The organism is Vibrio sp. QJM3NY_39 (assembly GCF_057785895.1).
Map to the genome: position 1 here is coordinate 1,217,503 of NZ_CM173505.1, position 23,760 is coordinate 1,241,262.

General features: G+C 44.4%; 23 protein-coding genes. 17 read left to right on the forward strand and 6 right to left on the reverse strand.

Annotated features, from left to right (window positions below):
- Positions 1 to 76: 76 nt before the first annotated feature.
- The 6 genes from AC3CHU_RS05545 to AC3CHU_RS05570 all read right to left on the reverse strand — a co-directional run bounded on the left by AC3CHU_RS05545 (position 77) and on the right by AC3CHU_RS05570 (position 6,515).
- Positions 77 to 1,057, reverse strand: a complete 981-nt coding sequence (locus tag AC3CHU_RS05545) for an alpha-L-glutamate ligase-like protein (RefSeq protein ID WP_004736463.1) — start codon at positions 1,055 to 1,057, stop codon at positions 77 to 79.
- 3 nt (positions 1,058 to 1,060) lie between these two features.
- Positions 1,061 to 2,566 (reverse strand): inactive transglutaminase family protein, encoded by a 1,506-nt coding sequence (locus AC3CHU_RS05550; protein ID WP_054547295.1) that lies wholly within the window; start codon positions 2,564 to 2,566, stop codon positions 1,061 to 1,063.
- Between the two features lie 17 nt (positions 2,567 to 2,583).
- A complete protein-coding gene (locus AC3CHU_RS05555) occupies positions 2,584 to 3,321 on the reverse strand; it encodes an ATP-dependent zinc protease family protein (protein ID WP_488525209.1) in 738 nt (245 codons plus the stop codon).
- Between the two features lie 266 nt (positions 3,322 to 3,587).
- Positions 3,588 to 4,559, reverse strand: coding sequence for a tRNA 5-methoxyuridine(34)/uridine 5-oxyacetic acid(34) synthase CmoB (cmoB, locus tag AC3CHU_RS05560; protein ID WP_054547297.1), 972 nt, complete (start codon positions 4,557 to 4,559; stop codon positions 3,588 to 3,590).
- Between the two features lie 182 nt (positions 4,560 to 4,741).
- Positions 4,742 to 5,470 carry a carboxy-S-adenosyl-L-methionine synthase CmoA gene (gene cmoA, locus AC3CHU_RS05565; RefSeq protein ID WP_017078176.1) on the reverse strand — a complete coding sequence of 243 codons (729 nt, stop codon included), beginning with the start codon at positions 5,468 to 5,470 and terminating at the stop codon, positions 4,742 to 4,744.
- Between the two features lie 139 nt (positions 5,471 to 5,609).
- Positions 5,610 to 6,515, reverse strand: a complete 906-nt coding sequence (locus AC3CHU_RS05570; protein ID WP_488525210.1) for a DUF72 domain-containing protein — start codon at positions 6,513 to 6,515, stop codon at positions 5,610 to 5,612.
- A 580-nt stretch (positions 6,516 to 7,095) separates the two neighbouring features.
- On the opposite strand from AC3CHU_RS05570, the gene aspS reads away from it, so the two are divergent.
- From aspS to nadA, 17 genes are all read left to right on the forward strand, one after another.
- A complete protein-coding gene (aspS, locus tag AC3CHU_RS05575) occupies positions 7,096 to 8,868 on the forward strand; it encodes an aspartate--tRNA ligase (protein ID WP_488525211.1) in 1,773 nt (590 codons plus the stop codon).
- 211 nt (positions 8,869 to 9,079) lie between these two features.
- Positions 9,080 to 9,601: a crossover junction endodeoxyribonuclease RuvC gene (gene ruvC / locus AC3CHU_RS05580; RefSeq protein WP_004736470.1), complete on the forward strand. Its 522-nt coding sequence runs from the start codon at positions 9,080 to 9,082 to the stop codon at positions 9,599 to 9,601.
- A gap of 197 nt (positions 9,602 to 9,798) precedes the next feature.
- A complete protein-coding gene (locus AC3CHU_RS05585; protein WP_488525212.1) occupies positions 9,799 to 11,259 on the forward strand; it encodes a methyl-accepting chemotaxis protein in 1,461 nt (486 codons plus the stop codon).
- Between the two features lie 92 nt (positions 11,260 to 11,351).
- Positions 11,352 to 11,963, forward strand: coding sequence for a Holliday junction branch migration protein RuvA (gene ruvA / locus AC3CHU_RS05590; RefSeq protein ID WP_017111036.1), 612 nt, complete (start codon positions 11,352 to 11,354; stop codon positions 11,961 to 11,963).
- Positions 11,964 to 12,036: 73 nt separating this feature from the next.
- Entirely contained in the window at positions 12,037 to 13,053 is a 1,017-nt protein-coding gene (gene ruvB, locus AC3CHU_RS05595) for a Holliday junction branch migration DNA helicase RuvB (protein ID WP_488525213.1), read from the forward strand.
- A gap of 552 nt (positions 13,054 to 13,605) precedes the next feature.
- On the forward strand, positions 13,606 to 15,192 hold the full coding sequence (cydA, locus tag AC3CHU_RS05600) for a cytochrome ubiquinol oxidase subunit I (RefSeq protein ID WP_004736475.1): 1,587 nt from the start codon (positions 13,606 to 13,608) through the stop codon (positions 15,190 to 15,192).
- 13 nt (positions 15,193 to 15,205) lie between these two features.
- On the forward strand, positions 15,206 to 16,342 hold the full coding sequence (cydB, locus tag AC3CHU_RS05605) for a cytochrome d ubiquinol oxidase subunit II (protein WP_488525214.1): 1,137 nt from the start codon (positions 15,206 to 15,208) through the stop codon (positions 16,340 to 16,342).
- Between the two features lie 31 nt (positions 16,343 to 16,373).
- The gene (gene cydX, locus AC3CHU_RS05610) at positions 16,374 to 16,481 is read left to right on the forward strand and encodes a cytochrome bd-I oxidase subunit CydX (RefSeq protein WP_000270284.1); all 108 of its coding nucleotides are present in this window, start codon (positions 16,374 to 16,376) and stop codon (positions 16,479 to 16,481) included.
- On the forward strand, positions 16,474 to 16,776 hold the full coding sequence (ybgE, locus tag AC3CHU_RS05615) for a cyd operon protein YbgE (protein WP_017055065.1): 303 nt from the start codon (positions 16,474 to 16,476) through the stop codon (positions 16,774 to 16,776). The genes cydX and ybgE overlap by 8 nt, the downstream gene beginning before the upstream one ends.
- Positions 16,777 to 16,948: 172 nt before the next feature.
- On the forward strand, positions 16,949 to 17,386 hold the full coding sequence (gene ybgC, locus AC3CHU_RS05620; RefSeq protein ID WP_017078182.1) for a tol-pal system-associated acyl-CoA thioesterase: 438 nt from the start codon (positions 16,949 to 16,951) through the stop codon (positions 17,384 to 17,386).
- On the forward strand, positions 17,376 to 18,059 hold the full coding sequence (tolQ, locus tag AC3CHU_RS05625) for a protein TolQ (RefSeq protein ID WP_004736480.1): 684 nt from the start codon (positions 17,376 to 17,378) through the stop codon (positions 18,057 to 18,059). The genes ybgC and tolQ overlap by 11 nt, the downstream gene beginning before the upstream one ends.
- A 3-nt stretch (positions 18,060 to 18,062) precedes the next feature.
- Positions 18,063 to 18,506 (forward strand): protein TolR, encoded by a 444-nt coding sequence (tolR, locus tag AC3CHU_RS05630; RefSeq protein WP_004736481.1) that lies wholly within the window; start codon positions 18,063 to 18,065, stop codon positions 18,504 to 18,506.
- Between the two features lie 13 nt (positions 18,507 to 18,519).
- The gene (gene tolA, locus AC3CHU_RS05635; RefSeq protein ID WP_004736482.1) at positions 18,520 to 19,587 is read left to right on the forward strand and encodes a cell envelope integrity protein TolA; all 1,068 of its coding nucleotides are present in this window, start codon (positions 18,520 to 18,522) and stop codon (positions 19,585 to 19,587) included.
- A 12-nt stretch (positions 19,588 to 19,599) separates the two neighbouring features.
- Entirely contained in the window at positions 19,600 to 20,952 is a 1,353-nt protein-coding gene (tolB, locus tag AC3CHU_RS05640; RefSeq protein ID WP_017083928.1) for a Tol-Pal system beta propeller repeat protein TolB, read from the forward strand.
- Positions 20,953 to 21,063: 111 nt separating this feature from the next.
- Positions 21,064 to 21,606, forward strand: a complete 543-nt coding sequence (pal, locus tag AC3CHU_RS05645; RefSeq protein WP_004736484.1) for a peptidoglycan-associated lipoprotein Pal — start codon at positions 21,064 to 21,066, stop codon at positions 21,604 to 21,606.
- Between the two features lie 33 nt (positions 21,607 to 21,639).
- A complete protein-coding gene (ybgF, locus tag AC3CHU_RS05650) occupies positions 21,640 to 22,428 on the forward strand; it encodes a tol-pal system protein YbgF (RefSeq protein ID WP_488525215.1) in 789 nt (262 codons plus the stop codon).
- A 210-nt stretch (positions 22,429 to 22,638) separates the two neighbouring features.
- On the forward strand, positions 22,639 to 23,700 hold the full coding sequence (gene nadA, locus AC3CHU_RS05655; RefSeq protein WP_488525216.1) for a quinolinate synthase NadA: 1,062 nt from the start codon (positions 22,639 to 22,641) through the stop codon (positions 23,698 to 23,700).
- Positions 23,701 to 23,760 lie beyond the last annotated feature (60 nt).

Genomic DNA, 23,760 nt, shown 5'->3' on the forward strand with positions numbered 1-23,760 from the left:
AAAGCCGCGTAACTCTCAGAGTTATGCGGCTTTATTTATTGAGCTAGATTCGGTGTCAAATGACCGAGTTAGTCGCTTAGTTTGAAGCGAGTTCGTTACCGTGAACACCAAATTGCTTTGCGGCGTATGCCACGCGCTCTGCAGGTTTTGGATATTCAGCTGGCGTGCCTAGGTTTTCAATATGATGCAAGCGAGGCAATAAACCCGCGCCGTTTGCAATCTGTATTGCTAATCCTGGACGAGCGTTTAGCTCTAGTACCATTGGACCTTCTTCTTGGTCTAAAACCATGTCAGTGCCCATGTAACCAAGGCCTGTCATTTCCCACGCGCTTGATGCTAGCGTAAGCAGTTTTTCCCAATGCGGTACTTGAAGTTGTGCCAACTCTTTGTCCGTGTCCGGGTGGTGAGTCACAGGGTGGTCAAATTGAACCGCACGAACGGCTTTACCCGTCGCGATACAGATGCCCACACCCACAGCGCCTTGGTGCAAGTTTGCCTTGCCGTCAGAAGCTGAAGTAGAAAGACGCATCATCGCCATCACAGGGTAGCCTTTGAATACGATAATTCGTACATCGGGCACACCTTCATAACTGAAGCCATCAAAACACTCGTCAAACTTGATGAGGTTTTCAACCACGGCTACGTCGTTCTTACCACCCAGTGAGAAAAGACCCGCGAGAGCGTTACTGATGTGACGCTCTACGTCTTCTTCATTGATAGTCGAACCCGATGGCTTGGTATAAACACCATCCTTGTGAGAAATAACAACAAGGATACCTTTACCACCACTACCTTGAGCGGGCTTGATTACAAACCCCGGCCACTCTTTAACCATCTTGTGGATTGTTTTTACTTCAGCTTGGTGACCAATAACGCCAATCAGTGTTGGTACGGTTGCACCAGCTTGTTCAGCAATAATCTTAGTCTTAAGCTTGTCATCAACGAGTGGATACTTGGAACGATCATTGTAGCGACCAATATAGCTATGGTTACGCTTGTTCATTCCCATTATGCCTTTGTCTTTCAACTTAAACGGTGAAGTAAATTGATCAAACATAACTTAGTCCTCCGCTAGCGGTTTAAAGCGACGAAGCTCGGTTAGACGGTAGCCTGTGTAGTTACCTAGTAGCAAGATGGTCGCTAGAATAACAAGCTGTAAACCAATAAAGTTAAACGTTAAATGCTGGATGAACGGGTTAGTCATGCCTAAGTAAACAAGAACAGCGGTAAATAGAGAGCCACCACCTTGTAGCACTACCTCTTTCGCCCCTTCTTCTTCCCATAGGATAGACATACGTTCGATAGTCCAAGATAGGATAATCATTGGGAAGAACGTAATCGATAGACCTTCAGTCAGACCGACTTTAAACGCCACTACAGTAAACACAGAGATAATCATGATTACCGTAATGATTACGGCGGATATCCTGGCGACCAGTAGCAAGTTGAGCTTGGATAAGTAACTTCGAATAATAAGACCTGTACCTACAATCAGTAGGAAGCCGACAATACCCGTTACCAATTGTGTTTGTACAAAGGCTACCGCAATCAGTACAGGCATGAACGTACCAGACGTCTTCAGACCGATGATGACTCGTAGGAACACAACAATCAGAGCACCGATAGGAATCAGCATGATGGTTTTAAACATCGCTTGCTCTTCTAACGGTAGACTGTGAATGGAGAGGTTTAACAGTTGATCCGCAGAGACTTTACTGTTGGTTGCTTCAGTGGGAGTCACCTCCTGAGCAATCATAGAGAAGTGTACTTTACTGTTCTGACCGCCAACCACGTCTAATAGAGATACATTTGATTCATCCCAAATTAGCAGGTTTGGCTGAACTTGCTGTTCGCTTGATTCAGGAGAGAATAAAACCCATTGGTCGTTATCCCAGATCTGGTTCATTTGCTGGATAGATTGACGACGACGGCCATCTTCTAGCTCGATAACGCCAACCACTTTATTGTGGATATTTGCTGCTGAAAGTAGCTTGTGTGTTGCTTCAACTTTGCTCATGTTATTCAGAATCAGCGCAGAGTTTTGGCTGTCTGGATCATTAAGTGTTTTGATAAGTTCACGAGTGAAGGTGATGTTGTCTGCTGAGCGCTTAGTTGCTCGGTCAATCAGTGCCAACGCTGCCGCTTCTTCTGGGCCATCAAAGCTTGGTTGCGTGATTTCACCTTCTGGTGGGATAGCATCAACTTTCGCTTGGTTATCGACAAGGAATTGAGTTTTGTAGTAGATAGTTTGCGGGCCATCAGCGTGGCGAATAGACCATTCAGCACGACGACCTGACTCGGTGTTCAAGTAAGAGATGCCGTAACCTGGTGACGAAGCTGACTCACCAATAAGTGTGTAATTAGACTGAGTGTGAGGAGCTGCTAATGAAACTTTTGCTTCTTTGCCTACTGCGTTGAACTCAATACGAGCTTCAACGTCCCAAACCTGTCTGGTTTCCCCTGGAGTCCAAGGTACACCGTAGGTGGTATGTCTGAACATACTCAGTGTTATACCTGCCACGATAAGCAGGAATATAGAGATATAAAATGGAATTCTTGACGTCATAGCTTACCCTACTATTGTTATTTAACTTCCGTTTGTACGTACTTTTTACTTACATCTACTAGCGCTATGTCTTTGATAAATTCGCGCCCTAGTAATACAGGGTGACTCATTTGAGAGCGATCCGCCAATGTAAATTGCGCTTTTTCATGGATTTTTCCAACTTTTACCCATAATTCGATCACAGCTCGACGTTCTGTCTGGTCATTGGTTGACTGACGGATTTTTACATACCGCACAACGGGCGCTTCAATCCATTTTTGGTCTTCTACAGCTTGTGCTTTATCAGCCAAATGGAATCTCACCCAGTCTTTACCGTTACGTTCGAATTCTTTGATATCGACAGCATTTAAAGAAGAAGTGGTTGCGCCAGTATCAACGCGCGCATCAAAGCTTTGTTTGATCGAATCGATAGACACTTTCTCGATTCCGCCAAGGATGGTCGGTTGTAACGTAGTAGTGATAGGAGTAGCTGCTACGACGGGTTCTTCTTCCTCTAGCTCTTCAATAACCTTATGTTCCATGCTGGTCAGATGAACATCTAATTGACTAGAAAGAGTGGTGATTTCGTCTTCTAAGCTTTCAATATAATCACTTTGATTACTTAGTTGTAGTTCAAGATTTTGAACCTTATTTGCGATGTTTGTCTCTGAGCGGGCAATAGCGTCGAGAGTTTCTTGGTGGTAGGTAGCACCGTTCGTGAGGGTACAACCAGAGAGCAAACCAACCGCCACGATAGGCGATAATCGCTTAAACATATAAAAAACCTTTGAGAATTAGAGAATAGTTCAGACTATTTAGTAGTTTATCCCACAAAAAAGGACGCGTGAAGCATCCTATTGTAAGAGTCTGGTCATATTGAATCGCTATGTGAGCGCTACGAAAATTATTGTGATCTTAGTTCGTTCATTTGTTAAGCATGAGCGTAAGTTTTATACAATTCATGCTCTTGCTAATCAAAACTTACACATATAAATAACTAAGACTTAGTGACCACAGAGTTAATGGCTTGGTCCTATAGAAATTACGGTTTCGTCGCGACAAGAACAGCACGTCTCGGTGCCGGGTGACCTTCAACCGTTTTAGTTGGATCGTTCGGATCGAGGTAATCTGGAAGAGAGTTGTGTGTCATCCATTCTGTTGTGCGTTGTTCGCCAATCGTCGTGATATTTTCGTCAACGATACGTACGTCTTCAAAGCCAACCTGTTCAAGCCAGCGTTTCAGCGCGCGAGCAGAAGGGAAGAAGTACACATTTCTCATTTGCGCGTAACGGTCAACAGGGACCAATACCGCATTCTCGTCACCTTCAATCACCAAGGTTTCAAGAACCAGCTCACCGCCAGATGCCAATTGGTCTTTCAGCTGAATTAAGTGATCCAGTGGTGAACGACGGTGATACAACACACCCATGCTAAATACAGTGTCGTATGCTTCTAGTTTTGGCAGTTGCTCAATACCTAAAGGTAATAGGTGAGCACGTTGGTCATCGCCCATTAACTTACGAATCGCTTCAAACTGAACCAAGAATAGGTGAGAAGGGTCGATACCCACTGTTAGGCGTGCGCCTTCACCTAGCATGCGCCACATGTGGTAACCATTGCCACAACCTACATCAAGCACAGAGCGGTTTTTCAATGGAGAAATATGAGGAAGGACACGGTCCCATTTCCAGTCACTGCGCCACTCCGTATCGATATGGATATCGTGAACGGTGTAAGGACCCTTCCTCCACGGGTGGAAGGTCTTTAGTAAGCTTTCTAACTTCTTAAGTTCACCTGTGTGAAATGGTGTCGAGCTACCAATGGTTACTGAGTTTTTCAGATCAACTTGGTCAGGCACGCCTTGAGGGATTTTATTCAGTGCACGTAACCAACGGTCGAAGTCACCGTGCTCTGCATTTTGCCAATCCGTCAGCTGTTGAGGAAGAACATTGAGCCACGGCTGTAGGCGAGTGTCTTGGGCAATGAGTTGATAAAAATTGGCAAAATTAAACATAGTTTTTCACTGAGTTAATAGGGTCAATAAACCCTAAAATAAAAATTAAATTTGTCATTCCCTACAGTGAGGGACGAACATGATAGGGAATCTCGGTTTATCGTACTTGATAGCGCTCCCCAACTCGCTCGTTCCTCGCTCTTGAGGATGACGTTTTAGTACGAGCTGACTGGGTATGTGCGCTATTTAATCGCGAACATTGAACCAAAGTTGAAGCATTGGAACCACACTTCGCTGCTTGAGAAGCCAATCTTATCAAAGCGTTCCTTGTGGACAGGGATCGAGTCTGGACGCATCACGTTTTCGATTGCACTACGTTTTTGGCTTACTTCAAGCTCGCTGTATCCATTGGCACGTTTGAAATCATGGTGCAGATCGATAAGCAGTTCATTTGAACTTTCATCTTCGAATACGTATTTTTCTGACAGAATTAAGATCCCGCCCGGGCGCAAGCCTGCATAAATTCTCTCAAGCAGAGCGTATCGGTCGTCGGGAGACAGAAATTGCAGCGTAAAGTTAAGAACAACAACAGAGGCGTCTTTAATTTCTACTTCACGGATGTCGGCTTCAATGACTTCTACTGGCGTGTCACTGCGGTAAGCATTAACGTGCAACTTACAGCGTTCAACCATCGCTTGTGAATTATCAACAGCGAAAATGGTGCAGCCTTCTTGCTGAATATGGCGACGCATAGAAAGTGTCGCCGCGCCAAGAGAGCAGCCTAGGTCATAAATATTTGAATGTGGCTTTACAAAGCGCTCAGCCAACATGCCGATTGCAGAGATGATATTGCTATAGCCAGGCACCGAGCGTTGAATCATATCCGGAAATACTTCAGCAACCCTTGCATCAAAGGTGAAGTCTCCAATTTTATCAATAGGAGCGGAAAAGATATTGTCTGTGTTGCTCATGGCATTTTCTCTCGACAGTCAGCGTAATTGGCACAAAATTCATACCAAATAAAAGGGGACGTATTTTACGTAAAAAAAGCGCGGCTGTCACGAAAACTGAGATTTAGCTCAAGGTTCGAAGTTACTGATAGGTGATGGGCTAGAACATCGAGATTTGATGATTGCCTTTCTGTGCTGGAAATTGAGCGAGATCAGGCAATATAAGTGATGTATTTTCAGACACTTGTTTTTGTAGCTGCTTATAAATAGCAATAGCGAGTTCAGGTGCGTGATTATTGTCTGGGGTGTGGATCATTAAATAGGGTTGTTTGCCTTCATTAAGCCAGTTTGGAATTTTGGCAAACCAAGGCTTAAAAAATTCAATATTAGGTTCTTGATCTGGGTGGCCAATAAATCGAATCATAGGATTATTGGCGGTCGCAATCGCATGCACGGGAACGCGTGGTTTTTTCTGATGAGCATCGATCACCGCTTCTGTGGTTGGTGGTGCGGAGAAAACGGGACGGCTATCTATAATAATGCGATTGATCCCTTCTTCTATTAACCAATGATTGAAGCGCTTTTCCGCATCGCCCTTATCAAAAAAACCAAGGTGACGAACCTCTACGCCGAGCTGCATATTTTTGGGGAACAAGGTACAAAACTTTTGCAGGGCAGGGAGCATACTAGGTTCAAAACTGTGTGGTAGCTGAATCGTCCATTGGCCAATACGGTCGTGCAGTGGCGACATGGTCATTAAAAACTCTTTGAGCTCGGCTTGGCAGTGCCTAAGTTGTTGCTGGTGGGTGATGAACTTTGGCAGCTTGAAGGTGAACCTAAAATCATCGTGACTGGCGGCTTTCCAGTTGTTAACGGTCGACATACTCGGTGTGGCGTAGAAGGTCGTGTTGCCTTCAACCGTATGAAAAACTTGTGTGTACTTCTCTAAGCGTTCAGCGGGTTTTGTTCCCTTACCATAGAACTGACTTTGCCACTCGGAATGAGACCACATGGTTAATCCAAGTCTTAGAGGTAAAGTTTCTGTTGTTATTACACGATCATCCATCTATTACACCGTTATTCATCACGCTATCAGTCATTACAAAAAGTTTTTGGTTTGAAATTAGGGCGTGTTGATCTTTCGAGCTGGTTTTTGCAGCGAGTTGCTGGGTATTTATACAAGGCAGAGGCTTTGATGTGTAGCTAGCCTACATGAGAAGCCGATAACGTAGTAGAAATACCCAGCAAACGCTGCCCGAAGGGTTCGGCTAAAAGCGTTTTACTCTTTGTTGAGGGAGATTTGCTTAGAATGACTAGGCTACTTTTCCCTCGCCGCGATTAAAACGCTTTTATCTCGAACAAAATTTAACCACGAAAGGTCAACGCGCCCTAAAATCTACTTTACGAGAGTTTTGCTGATTAAGGTACTTTCGAGATATAATTAGCGCAATTTTTTCGGTTTTGATGAATCTTTGCGCACTTGATGGGCTAAAAAGCAGCAAAGCCAGATAAAACATAATAAATTCGAATGTGGAAGGTCGATTTTAAACGAGTTTCCGCGTATAAATGTTCCTTTGCTCTGTTGTGTGGAATGACCACTGACAGCTTGGAAACTAGTAAATAATTAAGAGATTGGGAAATTCATTATGCGTACCCATTACTGTGGTAACCTGAACAAGTCCCTGGCGGGACAAACTGTAGAATTGTGCGGCTGGGTAAACCGTCGCCGTGATTTAGGCGGTCTTATCTTTATCGATATGCGAGATCGTGAAGGCGTCGTTCAGGTTGTTGTCGATCCAGATATGAAAGATATCTTCCCGATCGCTAACCAACTGCGTAATGAATTCTGTATCAAGTTTACTGGTGAGGTACGTGTTCGTCCTGACAGCCAAGTAAATAAAGATATGGCGACGGGTGAAGTTGAGCTTTACGCAACTGGCCTTGAGATCATCAACCGTTCAGAAGCGCTTCCACTAGATTTCAACCAAACGAACTCTGAAGAACAGCGTCTTAAGTACCGTTACATCGATCTTCGTCGTCCAGAAATGAGCGATCGTATTAAGCTTCGTGCACGTGCTTCTAGTTTCGTTCGTCGTTTCCTAGACGAGAACCTGTTCCTAGACATCGAAACGCCAGTACTAACGAAAGCGACACCTGAAGGCGCTCGTGACTACCTAGTGCCAAGCCGTGTTCATAAAGGTAGCTTCTACGCACTTCCTCAATCTCCTCAGCTGTTCAAGCAACTGCTGATGATGTCTGGTTTTGACCGTTACTACCAAATCGTTAAATGTTTCCGTGATGAAGATTTACGTGCTGACCGTCAGCCTGAATTTACTCAAATCGATATCGAAACATCTTTCATGACTTCTCAAGAAGTGCGTAACGTGACTGAGAAGCTTGTTCACGATATGTGGAAAGAACTTCTAGATGTTGAACTGGGTCAATTCCCAGTAATGCCTTTCTCTGAAGCGATTCGTCGTTTCGGTTCTGATAAGCCAGATCTACGTAACCCACTAGAACTAGTAGACGTTGCTGACTTACTGAAAGGTGTAGAGTTTAAAGTATTCTCTGGCCCTGCGAACGACGAAAAAGGTCGCGTAGCAGTAATCCGTGTACCGGGTGGCGCTAAGCTGACTCGTAAGCAAATCGACGGTTACGCAGAGCACGTAGGTATCTACGGTGCGAAAGGTCTAGCTTGGATGAAGGTTAACGACCGTGCTGCTGGCATGGAAGGTATCCAATCTCCAGTTGCTAAGTTCCTAAACGAAGACGTAATCAACAGTCTTCTTGAGCGCACTCAAGCTGAATCTGGCGATATCATCCTATTTGGTGCAGATAAAGCGAACATCGTTGCTGAAGCAATGGGCGCACTTCGTATCAAACTAGGTGATGACCTAGAGCTAACAGATAAGAAAGCGTGGGCTCCTCTTTGGGTTATTGATTTCCCAATGTTCGAAGAAGATGGCGAAGGCAATCTTCACGCTATGCACCACCCATTCACATCACCACTTGGTGTGAACGCGGAAGAGCTAAAATCGAACCCAGCAGCAGCTAACTCTGATGCCTACGATATGGTAATCAACGGCTACGAAGTAGGCGGCGGTTCTGTACGTATTCACAGCGCAGAAATGCAAACGGCTGTATTCGGTATCCTAGGTATCGAAGCTAAAGAACAACAAGAGAAGTTCGGTTTCCTACTTGAAGCACTTAAGTACGGTACGCCACCACACGCAGGTCTAGCATTCGGTCTTGACCGTTTAGCAATGCTTCTTTGTGGTACAGAGAACATCCGTGACGTTATCGCATTCCCGAAAACAACAGCTGCAGCATGTCTATTAACAGACGCGCCAAGCCTAGCAAACCCAGCATCATTGGAAGAGCTAGCAATCGCTGTTAACTTAGCGAAGAAAGAAGACTAATCAAACGAATAAGCTCAACTTTCTAATCAAGCAGTGAGTTTTCGATAGAGCTTAAGTCTTAGATAGCACTTAAGCTTTCAACAAAACTTAGTTTTTGATAGAACTTTTTCTTTCGCAGAACAACGAAATGCCCGTTAATTTGACGGGCATTTTTTTTTGCGTTCGATATACTAAGCTCATAAAGCATGTATAAATAATCAGTATTGAAGTTATGTCTATTATCTTAGGGATTGACCCTGGTTCTCGTATTACCGGCTATGGCGTGATTCGTCAAAATGGTCGTCATCTATATTACTTAGGTAGTGGTTGTATTCGTACTTCCGAAAAAGAACTGCCAGGTCGCTTAAAGCAAATCTATGCGGGCGTGAGTGAGATCATTACTCAGTTTCAGCCTGACGTATTCGCGATCGAACAAGTGTTCATGGCGAAGAATGCCGATTCAGCACTTAAACTTGGCCAAGCTCGTGGCAGTGCGATTGTAGCAGCAGTGAATGCTGATTTGCCTGTACATGAGTATGCGGCTCGTTTGATCAAACAAGCGGTGACAGGTAACGGTGGCGCTGATAAGTCGATGGTTCAGAATATGGTGATGAGTATGCTCAAACTACCCGCTAAGCCACAAGCCGATGCAGCCGATGCTCTAGGCGTAGCGATCACTCACGCTAACACCAATAAAACCTTGGTCGCACTCGCAGGTAAAGCGACAGGTGCGAGAAAAGGGCGTTATCGTTAAGTCCCATCCCTCCGCTTTCTAAAAACTTGCGTTACGTGAGCCTCACGCCCTGTTTGGCTCATATCAAAACAATACGCCGCTAAATCCTTGAGGAAATGAGATCTTTCGAACAGAACCCAGATAATAACATTGCGTATCATTTAACATGTTATTAACATTGGTCGGAGGTCTTACAAGTTAATCAAGGATGATCACTGATGAACCCAATCAAGCTGTGGCGCGCGCTGTTTCTACCCAAAAGCAATGGGTGGAGTAACAACGAAGTCAGACAAGCCGATATCTTATTACTCTTCACTTTTATCGCATTCTTCGTGGGCGTCTATAGCTTAATCAAGTGGACTAAGCATGAAGAGCAACTCTTGGTCGCCACATCTGTATTTCTTATCGTATTCGAACTGATCTCAGCACTTCTACTCCGTATGACGAGTAAGCCGAGCCTTGCACTTAACTTTGGTTTTGTCGGCATGGCCGTACACGCGTTGAACATTATTTACCAAAGCGGTGGGGTTGTGGCTTCCACCCAAGCTTATTGGGTGCCTTTGTTAGTGGTCGCTTTTTTCTTATCAGGAACACGAATTGTGGCTTTGGTGTGGAGTGGGCTGGTTATCGGTGTTTCATTAGTGATGACTTCAGCACATCTCAATGGATTTACATTTCCCCAGCTTGAGCTAACCCCTGATGCGGTAGTGGTAGAAACTTGGTCCGGTGTGATTATGCCGCTGGTGGTGATCTGCATTGCCCAAGCATTTACTGCGAAACAGAAAGAGGTGGCGATCGAAATGGCAGAGGATGCGATTTCAGAAAGCCAACACGTTGCCAACCAAGCGACGCAAAGTGAAGGTCGGCTCTCTATCGTGCTCGACCAAGCCAATTCGAATTCAGAGAGTCTACAAGGTGTTTCGGTTCATTTAGACCAGCAATCGCAAGACCTGCATGCTCAAGTCGAAGTGTTGAATGTCAATTGTGAATCTCAAGCGAGTGCAGCAGAACAGATGAGCCAACAACTCCATCAAATGACTCAAGGCATCGAAGAATCCAATTCATTTGTAGGTGAACTGAAAGAGCGTAGCGAAGCGGTTGGCACCAAAGCGCAAAAGAGCTCAGAGTCATTAGAAGCCTCAACCGATGCGATCAGCCAGATCATTCAAAGTAATCAAGAAATTATGAAAGTCGCTGATTTGATTACCTCGGTTGCTGAGCAAACCAACTTATTGGCTCTCAATGCTGCAATCGAAGCTGCGCGCGCAGGTGAACAAGGACGAGGCTTTGCTGTGGTGGCCGATCAAGTGAGAGAGCTGTCCGCCAAAAGCAGTCATTCGGCGATAGAGATTCGAACTTTGTTAGACCGCAGTAAAGAAGAAGTGGAAAACGGTCGAGCCATTATTGAAACTACGGCGAATGAAATGAACGGTATCATATCTGAGGTTCAAACCATTTCTACTGATGTTAATCAGCTCACCAATATCATGGCTATGCAGATGAGCTCTCTGAAAGAACTCGATCTCGCGAGTTCAGAGGTGGCGCAGAGTGTGGCAGAAACTAAATCTGTATCGGGTTTAGTGGCCAATTATGGTTCTGAATTAACAGGCCATGTTACTTCGGTAAAAGAACTGGTTGAAAGCCTGAATAGTGTGGTTTCTCAAGCTAAGCAAGCTTAAATAAATCACCTTAATAAACACAAAGAACTGGATAAGCATCCAGTTCTTTTATATTCTGTCCGTCAAATAATATTCCATCAAGAGAGTGAATTGTGATCGGACGCCTACGCGGTACATTAATAGAAAAACAGCCACCAGAGTTGCTAATCGAAGTCAGTGGTGTTGGTTATGAAGTACAAATGCCAATGAGCTGTTTTTATGAATTACCAAACGTTGGCGAAGAGGCAATTATCTACACTCACTTTGTCGTACGTGAAGATGCGCAACTACTTTATGGTTTCAATACGGTAAAAGAGCGTGCTCTGTTCCGTGAAGTCATCAAAGCAAATGGTGTAGGTCCTAAGCTAGGCCTTGGTATCCTTTCAGGCATGACGGCAAGTCAGTTTGTTCAGAGTGTTGAACGTGAAGACATCTCTACGCTAGTTAAACTTCCGGGTGTGGGTAAGAAAACCGCAGAGCGTCTTGTCGTTGAAATGAAAGACCGCCTGAAAGGGTGGGGCGCAGGTGATCTGTTTACGCCTGCAACGGATGCTGCGCCAATGGACTCGATGCCAGCGGTTCACGATGCTGAAGAAGAAGCGGTAAGCGCACTACTTGCGTTGGGTTATAAACCGACTCAAGCCTCTAAAGTTGTTGCTCAAGTGGCTAAAGATGGCATGACCAGCGAACAATTGATTCGCGAAGCACTGAAGTCGATGGTTTAATACCTCATATACTTGTTCTACAAAATAGACTCATTCACTTTGCCTGTGCGCAGAGTTAGGAATAACAGAATTTATGATTGAAGCCGATCGCCTGATTGCACCGGATAATCCGGTCTTTAAAGATGAAGATGTCATTGATCGCGCAATACGCCCTAAAGCACTTGCCGACTATCAAGGTCAGGACCACGTTCGTAACCAGATGGAGATTTTCATTCAAGCCGCTCAAATGCGAAATGAAGCTCTGGATCATCTGTTGATTTTTGGCCCTCCCGGTTTAGGTAAAACCACGTTGGCAAACATTGTTGCCAATGAAATGGATGTGAGCATCCGTACCACTTCAGGCCCTGTTCTTGAGAAAGCCGGTGACCTTGCGGCGCTACTGACTAACCTTGAAGAAAATGACGTTCTGTTCATTGATGAAATCCACCGTTTGAGCCCTGTGGTTGAAGAGGTGCTTTATCCTGCGATGGAAGACTACCAATTGGATATCATGATTGGTGAAGGCCCTGCGGCACGTTCTATCAAGATTGATCTTCCTCCGTTCACTTTGATTGGCGCAACCACTCGCGCTGGCTCACTGACGTCTCCGTTACGTGACCGTTTCGGCATTACCCAGCGTCTTGAGTATTACAAAGTAGAAGATCTTCAAAATATCGTTCAACGCAGCGCGGATTGCCTTGGCCTATCTCTGGAGTCTGAAGGTGCATTAGAAATTGCTCGCCGTGCGCGTGGTACACCACGTATTGCTAACCGTTTACTACGTCGTGTTCGTGACTATGCGGAAGTGAAAGGCGATGGACATATTTGCCCAGACGTTGCAGATAAAGCGCTTAACATGTTGGATGTCGATACTAAAGGTTTCGACTACATGGATAGAAAGCTTCTGCTCGCAATTATGGAGAAGTTTGGTGGCGGTCCGGTTGGTATCGACAACATGGCTGCCGCGATTGGTGAAGAGAGAGACACCATTGAAGATGTGTTAGAGCCTTACTTGATACAACAAGGTTACTTACAAAGAACGCCAAGAGGTCGAATCGCGACCGACAGAGCGTATTTACACTTTGGAATAGATAAACCGTCTAATCGTTAAATTATTCATTTTCAAAGATCCCAGTTGCATAAGCGCTGGGATTTTTTGCTTTTTATTGAATAACAACTCTTTGAGCAAATCGATAAAAAGGCGAATTATCGAAATTCAAAAATGGAAACTTTGATTCCAAGTTTGATTTGGCTAACAAAAAATGAAATAAACTGTCATATCTTTTGTTAATACTTTATAGGTAGTTGTAATTGGTATGTTGAGGTGGTGCTGGGCTTTTGTCACAGATATCATGCGCGGTTATTAACAAGGCTAAAATTGGTGTGATTTTAATCATGATTGTTTAAAAATAACTCTAATTTGCTTGAATAAAATTGATACAAATCAACGCAGACTTCTCCTATAAACCTTTTGAAACATACTGATTTTACCAGTAATATTAGCGCCAGCTATATTAGCTCATGCTTAACAATAATCCAACTATAACGGTACGTTTTTGCTACAAATTTCAATTTGTAATAACAATCACATAAATTGTTTTAACATGGATTTTTGCGGTGAATAATCACACAAGTGTCATTCAGCCGACACAAAGGAGTTACCATGATTGATGTTGTTGATCTGTCGCGATTGCAGTTTGCATTTACAGCGATGTATCACTTCCTATTTGTTCCACTGACCTTAGGTATGGCATTTCTTCTTGCCATTATGGAGTCAGTATATGTAATGACGGGCAAACAAATTTACAAGGACATGACCAAGTTCTGGGGTAAATTGTTTGGTATTAACTTTGCTCTTGGTGTAGCGACAGGCTTAACTATGGAGTTTCAGTTTGGTACAAACTGGTCTTACTATTCTCACTACGTTGGAGACATCTTCGGTGCTCCGCTAGCTATTGAAGCGCTTGTTGCATTCTTCCTAGAGTCTACTTTTGTTGGTCTTTTCTTCTTCGGTTGGGACAGATTGTCAAAGCGTCAGCACTTAGCGGTAACGTGGTTAGTAGCACTTGGCTCTAACTTCTCAGCGCTATGGATCTTGGTAGCAAACGGCTGGATGCAGAACCCAGTGGGTGCAGAATTTAACTTTGAAACCATGCGTATGGAAATGGTGAGCTTCGCTGAAGTTGTACTAAACCCAGTAGCACAAGTTAAATTTGTACACACAGTGGCGTCTGGTTACACAACGGGTGCAATGTTCATCCTTGGTATCAGCTCATACTACATTCTTAAAGGTCGTGACCTTGCCTTTGCTCGTCGCTCTTTTGCGATTGCAGCATCTTTCGGTATGGCGGCGATCCTGTCAGTAATCGTACTAGGTGATGAATCTGGCTACGAGCTTGGTGAAGTTCAAAAAGTGAAGCTCGCTGCGGTAGAAGCCGAGTGGCACACTGAAGAAGCACCAGCAGCATTTACTGTTTTTGGTATTCCAAACCAAGAAACAATGAATACTGACTACGCAATTAAAATCCCATACGTAATGGGCATCATCGCAACGCGTTCGCTTGATACTGAAGTAACGGGCCTACGTGACTTACGTGATGATCACGTTGATCGTATCCGCACTGGTATGTACGCATACGAGCTGCTTGAAAAGCTACGTTCAGGCGATAAGTCTGAAGAAAACATCGCAGCGTTCGACGAAGTGAAAGGTGACCTAGGTTACGGTCTGCTTCTTAAGCGCTACACAGACGACGTTGTTGATGCAACAGAAGACCAAATCCAAATGGCTGCGGATGATTCTATCCCAACTGTTTGGCCTCTATTCTGGTCATTCCGTCTGATGGTTGCTTGTGGCTTCATCATGCTGTTTGTATTCGGTGCGGCGTTTGTTCAAACGTGTCGTCAGAAGATCGAACAGAAACCATGGGTACTTAAAGCGGCGCTATTCTCAATCCCACTACCTTGGATTGCGATTGAAGCAGGTTGGTTCGTTGCTGAGTTTGGTCGTCAGCCATGGGCGGTTGGTGAAATCCTACCGGTTAATGTGGCTGCATCAGCACTGACTATTGAACAGCTTTGGACTTCTCTATTCGCGATTCTGGCACTGTACACAGTGTTCTTGATTGCTGAAGTTTATCTAATGCTGAAATTCGCACGTAAAGGTCCAAGTAGCTTGAAGACAGGCCGTTACCACTTCGAACAAAACGATAACTCTGTTGAAGACAAAGTTAGCCGTTCAGTTGAAGTATAAGTGAGGGAATATTATGTTTGATTACGAAAGCTTACGACTTATTTGGTGGGTATTGATCGGTGTTCTACTGGTTGGTTTCGCCGTAACTGATGGCTTCGATATGGGTGTTGCAGCCCTTTCTCCTGTTATCGGTAAGAGCGACACTGAACGTCGTATTATGCTAAACACGATTGCCCCTCACTGGGATGGCAACCAAGTTTGGCTTATCACTGCTGGTGGTGCATTGTTTGCTGCATGGCCACTGGTTTACGCGACGTCTTTCTCTGGTTTCTACTTCGCAATGTACGCGACGTTAGCAGCGCTTTGGCTACGTCCACTTGCTCTTGATTACCGCTCTAAGATTGAAGATCCTAAATGGCGTAAAACTTGGGACTACGCACTTTGCTTTAGTGGCACAGTACCACCAATCATTTTCGGTGTGGCATTTGGTAACCTACTACAAGGTGTACCATTTGATCTGAACGAATTTATGATGTCTAAGTACCATGGTACGTTCTTTGCTCTGCTTAACCCATTTGCATTGCTTTGTGGTGTGTTGGCTCTGATGTTGTTCGTGATGCAAGGTGCAACATGGCTTCAAATGAAGACAACAGAAGAACTGCACAGCCGCGCTCGTAACGTTGCTCAGATCACTGGCCTAATTGCTATTGCTCTGTTCGTTATCGGTGGCTTCTGGGTTCAGTCTATTGAAGGCTATGTAATCACAAGCACGATGGACACGTTTGCTGATTCAAACCCACTAAACAAAGAAGTATCACTTCAAGTTGGTGCTTGGATGACAAACTTCGAAACGTATCCTGCAATGTGGGCTGCGCCGATCCTTGGTGTAGTAATGCCACTGCTTGCTGTGATTGCATCTCGCTTTGAGCGTGGTGGTTTCGCATTCTTGTTCTCAAGCCTATCTAACGCTGGTGTTATTTTAACGGCTGGTTTTGCAATGTTCCCATTCGTAATGCCATCAAGCCTGAACCCTAGCCATAGTTTGACTATGTGGGATTCAACAGCGAGTGAGTTAACGCTTGGTCTTATGACCGGAGTTGCGGCGGTAATGGTTCCTGTGATTCTTGGCTACACAACTTGGACATACTACAAAATGTTCGGTCGTCTAGATAAGAAACATATCGAAGATAACGACGTTTCAGCTTACTAAGCTAGAAGTTAAATAACTTAGGAGAAATTTTATGTGGTATTTCGCATGGATTTTGGGTGTACTTCTAGCATGTGCATTCGGCATCATCAATGCTCTATGGTTAGAGCATTCAGAAATGATGGATAAAGACAGTGAGTAATCTCGCGGAGCAAATCGCTAAACTGCATCAACCAATGGATAAGACTCTGTTAAGAGCTTTATCCCTCGTATTGGGTTTCATGCATGTTGGTTTAGTGATGTGGGATCCTGAAGCGTATGCGACAAGCATCGGTGGCTTTAACGCGATCATCGGGCCAATGTTTATTTGGGCAGTGTGCTCAAGCATGGTTTACGGTATCGGGTTTAAGCCTAGAGCTTGGATGTGGCAGCTACTGTTTAGCCCATACGTTTCACTCACAATTTTGCTCTACCTAACTGTGTTGCGCCTTTTATAAAAGGCAGAAGATTTAGGTTCATAACGACGTGAACCTTTATACTTGTTGGGTTTTTAGCCAAAAAGAGGTCATCTTATACAGATGGCCTTTTTTTTCGTCTATTAAATCAAAAAATTCACAGCGATATACTATTAATGATAAGGAGTTAGGTTATAGTGAGATCTTTATCGTTTTGGACTGTGGTATCAAATTGCAGGGAATATCTAAGCCATTTACGTGGCCAGTGACAGTGTATTACGAAGACACCGATGCAGGTGGTGTTGTATACCATTCAAACTATCTTAAGTTTTTCGAACGCGCTCGAACTGAGATGTTGCGCTCAATTGGCGTCTCTCAGCAAGTCTTGTTAGAACAAAATATCGGTTTTGTAGTCCGACATATGGACATTGATTTTATTCAAGGTGCGCGACTTGATGATTCTTTACAAGTCATTACAAATATTTACGAGTTGAAGCGAGCTACCTTGGTCTTCTGTCAAGAGATCGTAAATCCTGATGGCAAGGCATTGTGTAAAGCAATGGTTAAGGTAGCATGTATCGATAATCAAAAAATGAAACCCAAAGCAATGCCAACATTTATTCTCACGGAGCTAACGAATAGTGACTGCTGAAATCTCAATCTTAGGCCTAATTTTAGAAGCTAGCTTACTAGTTAAGATGGTCATGCTGATTCTTATGGGCATGTCTGTTGTTTCTTGGGCAATGATCATAAAAAGAAGTAAAGTATTATCTCAAGCTTCTAAACAAACTGACGTATTTGAAGATAAGTTCTGGTCAGGCGTTGATCTCGCAAAACTGTACCAAGAGAGCAATAAGCGCAAAGACGAGCTTTCTGGTACTGAAGAAATTTTCTACGCAGGCTTTACTGAGTTTGCTCGCCTTCGTAAATCGAATGCAACATCTCCTGACTTCATTATGGAAGGCACTGGCCGTGCAATGCGCGTAGCGGTTGCCCGTGAAGTAGACGAGCTAGAAACCAACTTACCTTTCTTAGCAACCGTTGGTTCTATCAGTCCATACATCGGCCTATTTGGTACGGTTTGGGGCATCATGCACTCATTCATCGCATTAGGTGAAGTGAAGCAAGCGACATTAGCAATGGTTGCTCCTGGTATTGCAGAGGCGCTGATCGCGACAGCAATGGGCCTATTCGCGGCGATTCCAGCTGTAATGGCTTACAACCGCTTTAGCAGTCGAGTCGGTAAGCTAGAGCACAACTATGCGACTTTCTCTGAAGAGTTCCACAGTATTCTTCACCGTCAAGCGATGGCTGGCAGGGAATAATAGATGGCCGGATACCAACCTAAAAAACGCAAAATGACAGCAGAGATTAACGTTGTACCTTACATCGACGTTATGCTTGTTTTGCTGATTATTTTTATGGTGACTTCGCCATTCGTTACTCAAGGCGTAGACGTTGAATTGCCTAAGGCTTCAACGGCTCAGTCTGCACAAGATCTATTGGGTGACGACAATGCGAGCTTTATTATCGTTGAAGTGAACAAAGACGGTGAGCTTGGCTTGAGTGTGAACAACGAAGAAGTACAGCGTGGTTTATCAATGGAAGACATTATCGTCCGAGTGAAAGCCGAGCTGTCTCTTAAGCCAAACTCTCCAGTGGCGGTTGGTGGTGATGCCGCAACGCCTTACGCTGAAGTGGTTTTATTACTTGATGAATTAAGCCGTGCAGGTGTGCCAAAGGTTGGCCTATTAACGGATATAAGGGAATAGCTCCGTAGCATTCATGAAAGCGAATAATAAGAAATCCAATAATTTTAGATCACCGCTTCTTATCTCTCTTGGGCTGCACGTCATCTTATTCGTTGCGCTTATTTGGGGGGCGGATTTCACAATGTCGGAACCAAAGCCTACTGGGCAGATGGTTCAAGCCGTGGTGATTGATCCTCAGTTGGTTCGCCAACAAGCTCAACAGATTCGTCAACAAAGAGAAGCAGCGAGTAAGAAAGAGCAAGAGCGTCTAGACAAACTAAGACGTGAAAGCGAACGACTTGAAAAAAATCGTAAAGCTGAAGAAGAGAACATTCGAAAGCTGAAAGAAAAGCAGGCTAAAGAAGCGAAAGCCGCTCGCGAAGCGGAAAAGCGTCGAGTTGAGAATGAAAAACAACGTAAAGTTGAAGAGACTCGTTTAAAGCAAGAACAAAAGAAAGCCGCTAAAGCAGAAGCTGATCGTAAATTGAAAGAAGCAGCGGTTGTGAAAGCGGAAAAAGAGCGCAAAGCCAAAGAAGTGGCGATAGCTAAAGCTGAACAAGAACGCGTGGCAAAAGAAAAGGCCGCGAAAGAAGCTGCAGATAAAGCTCGTAAAGAAAAAGAAGCCGCTGAACGTGCTGAAAAGCAACGTATAGCGAAAGAGAAAGAAGCGGCAGCCGCAGCGGAGAAAGCGCGCAAAGCAAAAGAAGCTGCAGCAAAAGCTGAAAAAGAGCGTAAACAGCAAGAAGCAGCATTGAACGACATCTTTGCTGGGCTGGAGACTGAATCGACTCAAAACTCTTCAGCAAGACAACAGTTTATTAGTGATGAAGCACAGCGTTACGGCGCTATTTATACCCAACTGATTCAGCAGAACCTGTTGTTAGAAGACAGCTATAGAGGACGCTCATGTCGAGTGAACCTTAAGCTGATTCCAACTGGCTCTAACGCGATATTGGGTAGCTTAAGTATCTTAGATGGCGATAGCCGTTTATGTGCAGCAACCAAGCGTGCAGTGGCACAAGTGCAATCTTACCCGTTGCCGAAAGACCCAGACATTGTGAAATCACTGAAAGACATTAACTTAACTGTATCACCAGAGTAAAAGGACGAACTTGTGTTAAAGAAACTATTACTGAGTTTTGTTTTCTTAATAGCTACAAGCAGCCAGTTTGCACACGCGGCACTGGAGCTGGTTATTACAGACGGTATTAACTCCGCAAGACCTATCGCTATTGTCCCTTTCCGTTGGGAAGGTGCAGAGCCATTGCCACACGATGTATCAGCGGTTATTGCTTCTGACTTACAACGCAGTGGTAAATTCAGCCCAGTTGCAACAAGCAAGATGCCACAGACGCCTTACAGCGAAAGTGAGGTGGATTTTGATGCTTGGACTAACTTAGGCGTTGATTCATTGCTAACCGGTAGCATCACTAAAAATGCTGAAGGGCAATATGTAGTCAACTACCAGTTGATTGACATTGTTCGTGGTCAACTGACCAAAGGACAAAGCCGTGCACTCAGCGATGAAGGCCAATTAGTACTTTCTAAAGATCACGTGTTGTTCAATAAGAAAGCGACGGTTCCGGGTAAACGCTTGAGAGAGTACGCACACCGTATTTCTGATTTAGTGTATGAAGAACTGACTGGTGAGAAAGGCGCGTTTTTAACTCGTATTTCTTATGTGGTAGTGAACGACAAAGATAAATACCCATACCAACTTCGTGTTGCTGACTACGATGGTTTTAACGAGCGCTTGGTACTTCGTTCTAAGCAACCTCTAATGTCACCGGCATGGTCACCAGACGGCAAAAAGCTTGCTTATGTGAGCTTCCAAAATGGCCAAGCTGAAATATTCATCATGAATATTTACACGGGTGAGCGTGAGAAAGTAACTTCATACCCTCGTCATAATGGTGCGCCAAGATTCTCGCCAGATGGTAAAACATTGGCATTGGTATTGTCTAAAACAGGCAGCCTTCAGGTGTACACACTTGACCTTGCTAGCCGTAAGCTGACTCAAATTACTCGTGGCCGCTCTAATAACACGGAACCATTCTGGCACCCAGATGGCAAGTCTCTTATTTTCACATCGGATCGTGGTGGTAAACCACAGATTTATAATGTAAATTTGTCCAATAATTCGACTTCTCGTATTACTTGGCAAGGTAGCCAAAACTTAGGTGGCCAGATCACCCCTGATGGTCGATTCCTAATCATGGTCAATCGCAGTAATTCAGGCTTCAACTTGGCTAAGCAAGATTTGGAAACCGGTGCGGTTCAGGTGCTAACAAAGACATTGTTAGATGAATCTCCAAGTATTGCGCCAAATGGAGGTATGGTTATCTATAGCTCTATTTACAACAAAACAAACGTATTATCGATGGTTTCTATCGATGGCCGTTTCAAAGCTAGATTACCGGCAACCAACGGACGTGTAAGAGCGCCTGCATGGTCACCGTTCCTCTAGTTAAAGTGATATATTCTTTTAGCTATTGATAGTGTTAACTATTGTGGCAATTAACTATCTATAGCACTTAGTCGCTGTAGAAACTAAGTTTGATAACGTAAGGAAAAAAAGATGCAACTTAACAAAGTTCTTAAAGGCTTGATGATTGCACTACCAGTGATGGCAGTAACGGCATGTAGCTCAACTGATGAAGCAACATCTGCAACTTCAGGTACTGAAAGCAACCAAACAACTTCAGGTTCAGAAGGCAACGTAGACACAACTGTTGTAACGCCAATTGATGCTAACGCTCAACTGTCTGAGCAAGAGCTTAAAGAGCAAGCGCTACGCGAAACTCAAACAATCTACTTTGCATTCGATAACTCTACTATCGCTGGCGACTACGAAGAAATTCTAGCAGCTCACGCAGCTTACCTAAGCAACAACGTTGACATGAACGTTACTATCGAAGGTCACGCTGACGAACGCGGTACTCCTGAGTACAACATCGCACTTGGCGAGCGTCGTGCACAAGCTGTAGCGAAATACCTACAAGCTCTAGGTGTTCAAGCAGACCAAATCTCTATCGTAAGCTACGGTGAAGAGAAGCCACTTCTTCTAGGTCAATCTGAAGATGTGTACGCTAAAAACCGTCGCGCAGTACTAGTTTACTAATTTTAGTAGACTATATAATTGAGGAATTGCCTCATGTTCAGTAACACAAAGCGAGTCATTTTGCTTTCGTTACTGGCAAGTGCAGCGAACACTACGTTCGCTGCACCAGCTCCAGTATCCGATCTCAATAGCACCGCAACCAATTCATCATCTTCCTCTCAAGCAGCGTCTGCATCTAACGAATCAGATATTGAGCGTTTAGAGCGCCTGCTTCAAAATCGCAATCTCGTTCAGCTTCAAATGCAACAGCAAATCGACGACATGGCACTGGAGATCAGTGAACTTCGTGGTGAGCTGGAACGAAACAGCTACGATATGAAGCAAATGCTAGAGCGCCAACGCGAACTGTTCATTGAACTGGATCGTGTGAGAGGCGAGGTGAAAGCAGCAGGAACGGCAACGGTAGCAGTAGCGGTGAGCGAAGGCTCTAAAGACGCTTCTGGTACGTTCAGTACTGATATGGATGAGCAAACCGCTTATCAAAATGCTGTAGATATGATTCTAAAGCAACGAGACTATACGGGTGCTATCACAGCATTTCAAAAGTTTCAAAAAGACTTCCCAGATTCAACCTTCACACCTAACTCACACTACTGGTTAGGTCAGCTTTATTTTGCTAAGAAGCAAGATAAAGAAGCCGTGAAGAGCTTTGCCGCTGTTGTGTCATACAAAGACTCAAATAAGCGAGCAGATGCGCTGGTTAAGCTTGGTGACATAGCTGCACGCAACAACAACGCGGCGCAAGCTAAGAAATATTACCAACAAGTCGTTACCGAGTACCCAAACAGTGCTTCGGCTAAAGTGGCTAAAACCCACTTGTAAAACAAAATAGGGGTGCTCAGGTACCTCTTTTTTATACCTGATCACTCCCGTTTAGTGTCTACTTATCTTCTTTATGCTGCCAACACATCGCCTTGTTTATGCGTTTTAAGTATTAGCTAGTCACTACTTGCAACCAATCCTTTTTGATCCTTATCGCTGTCCTGTGTAGAATACTCTAATCCTCGGAAGAAGTTGCGTAGAGCAAGAGCAATGAGTCATATACTAGATAAAATCGATACAGTTTACCCGTTTCCGCCTAAGCCAGTTCCATTGAGCGACGCTCAGAAACAGGCCCACATCGCAAACATCAAAAAACTACTTCAAGAAAAAGATGCAGTTCTAATTGCACACTACTACACCGATCCTGAAATTCAGGCTCTGGCAGAAGAAACTGGTGGTTTCGTTGGCGATTCATTAGAAATGGCTAAGTTTGGTAACCGTCATTCAGCAAGCACTTTGATTATCGCTGGTGTTCGTTTTATGGGTGAATCTGCAAAGATCCTTACCCCTGAAAAACGCATTTTAATGCCAACGCTTGAAGCTGAATGTTCACTTGATCTGGGTTGTCCTGCTGACAAATTTACAGAATTTTGTGATGCTCACCCTGACCACACTGTGGTTGTATACGCGAACACCTCTGCAGCGGTTAAAGCTCGCGCAGATTGGGTGGTTACGTCGAGCATTGCTTTGGAAATTGTTGAAAGCTTAGATGCTGAAGGCAAACCCATTATTTGGGGGCCAGACCGCCACCTAGGTTCTTACATTGCAAATCAAACTGGCGCTGACATGTTGCTTTGGCAAGGTGAGTGTATCGTTCATGATGAATTCTCAGCTGATGCTTTGAAGAAAATGAAATCGGTCTACCCAGACGCGGCTATTTTGGTTCACCCTGAATCACCAGCAAGCGTGGTTGAACTGGCTGATGCTGTAGGCTCAACAAGCCAACTGATCAAGAAGGCGAAAGAGCTACCTCATCCACAGATGATTGTCGCGACAGACAAAGGTATCTTCTTTAAGATGCAACAATTGGTTCCTGAAAAAGAGCTGATTGAAGCGCCGACTGCGGGTGCTGGTGCAACTTGTCGCAGCTGCGCACACTGTCCTTGGATGGCTATGAATGGCCTTGAAGCGATTGAAAACGCACTTGAGCATGGTGGTAAGCAACACGAAATTTTCGTTTCTGACGAACTACGTGTGAAGTCTCTTATCCCATTGAACCGCATGCTAGATTTTGCCGAACAGCTTAACCTACAGGTTAAAGGCAACGCTTAATTTCGTTGCCGTGATGATATATAGCAGTCCAGCTTAATCACTGTTTTGCTTTTCTCATCA

Coding starts and splice junctions, on each gene's coding strand:
- pal (WP_004736484.1), top strand. CDS start 21,064: ATGCAACTTAACAAAGTTCTTAAAGGCTTGATGATTGCACTACCAGTG.
- AC3CHU_RS05555 (WP_488525209.1), bottom strand. CDS start 3,321: ATGTTTAAGCGATTATCGCCTATCGTGGCGGTTGGTTTGCTCTCTGGT.
- AC3CHU_RS05570 (WP_488525210.1), bottom strand. CDS start 6,515: ATGGATGATCGTGTAATAACAACAGAAACTTTACCTCTAAGACTTGGA.
- nadA (WP_488525216.1), top strand. CDS start 22,639: ATGAGTCATATACTAGATAAAATCGATACAGTTTACCCGTTTCCGCCT.
- cydX (WP_000270284.1), top strand. CDS start 16,374: ATGTGGTATTTCGCATGGATTTTGGGTGTACTTCTAGCATGTGCATTC.
- cydB (WP_488525214.1), top strand. CDS start 15,206: ATGTTTGATTACGAAAGCTTACGACTTATTTGGTGGGTATTGATCGGT.
- tolR (WP_004736481.1), top strand. CDS start 18,063: ATGGCCGGATACCAACCTAAAAAACGCAAAATGACAGCAGAGATTAAC.
- ruvB (WP_488525213.1), top strand. CDS start 12,037: ATGATTGAAGCCGATCGCCTGATTGCACCGGATAATCCGGTCTTTAAA.
- aspS (WP_488525211.1), top strand. CDS start 7,096: ATGCGTACCCATTACTGTGGTAACCTGAACAAGTCCCTGGCGGGACAA.
- ruvC (WP_004736470.1), top strand. CDS start 9,080: ATGTCTATTATCTTAGGGATTGACCCTGGTTCTCGTATTACCGGCTAT.
- cmoA (WP_017078176.1), bottom strand. CDS start 5,470: ATGAGCAACACAGACAATATCTTTTCCGCTCCTATTGATAAAATTGGA.
- cmoB (WP_054547297.1), bottom strand. CDS start 4,559: ATGTTTAATTTTGCCAATTTTTATCAACTCATTGCCCAAGACACTCGC.
- ybgF (WP_488525215.1), top strand. CDS start 21,640: ATGTTCAGTAACACAAAGCGAGTCATTTTGCTTTCGTTACTGGCAAGT.
- tolA (WP_004736482.1), top strand. CDS start 18,520: ATGAAAGCGAATAATAAGAAATCCAATAATTTTAGATCACCGCTTCTT.
- AC3CHU_RS05545 (WP_004736463.1), bottom strand. CDS start 1,057: ATGTTTGATCAATTTACTTCACCGTTTAAGTTGAAAGACAAAGGCATA.
- AC3CHU_RS05585 (WP_488525212.1), top strand. CDS start 9,799: ATGAACCCAATCAAGCTGTGGCGCGCGCTGTTTCTACCCAAAAGCAAT.
- cydA (WP_004736475.1), top strand. CDS start 13,606: ATGATTGATGTTGTTGATCTGTCGCGATTGCAGTTTGCATTTACAGCG.
- AC3CHU_RS05550 (WP_054547295.1), bottom strand. CDS start 2,566: ATGACGTCAAGAATTCCATTTTATATCTCTATATTCCTGCTTATCGTG.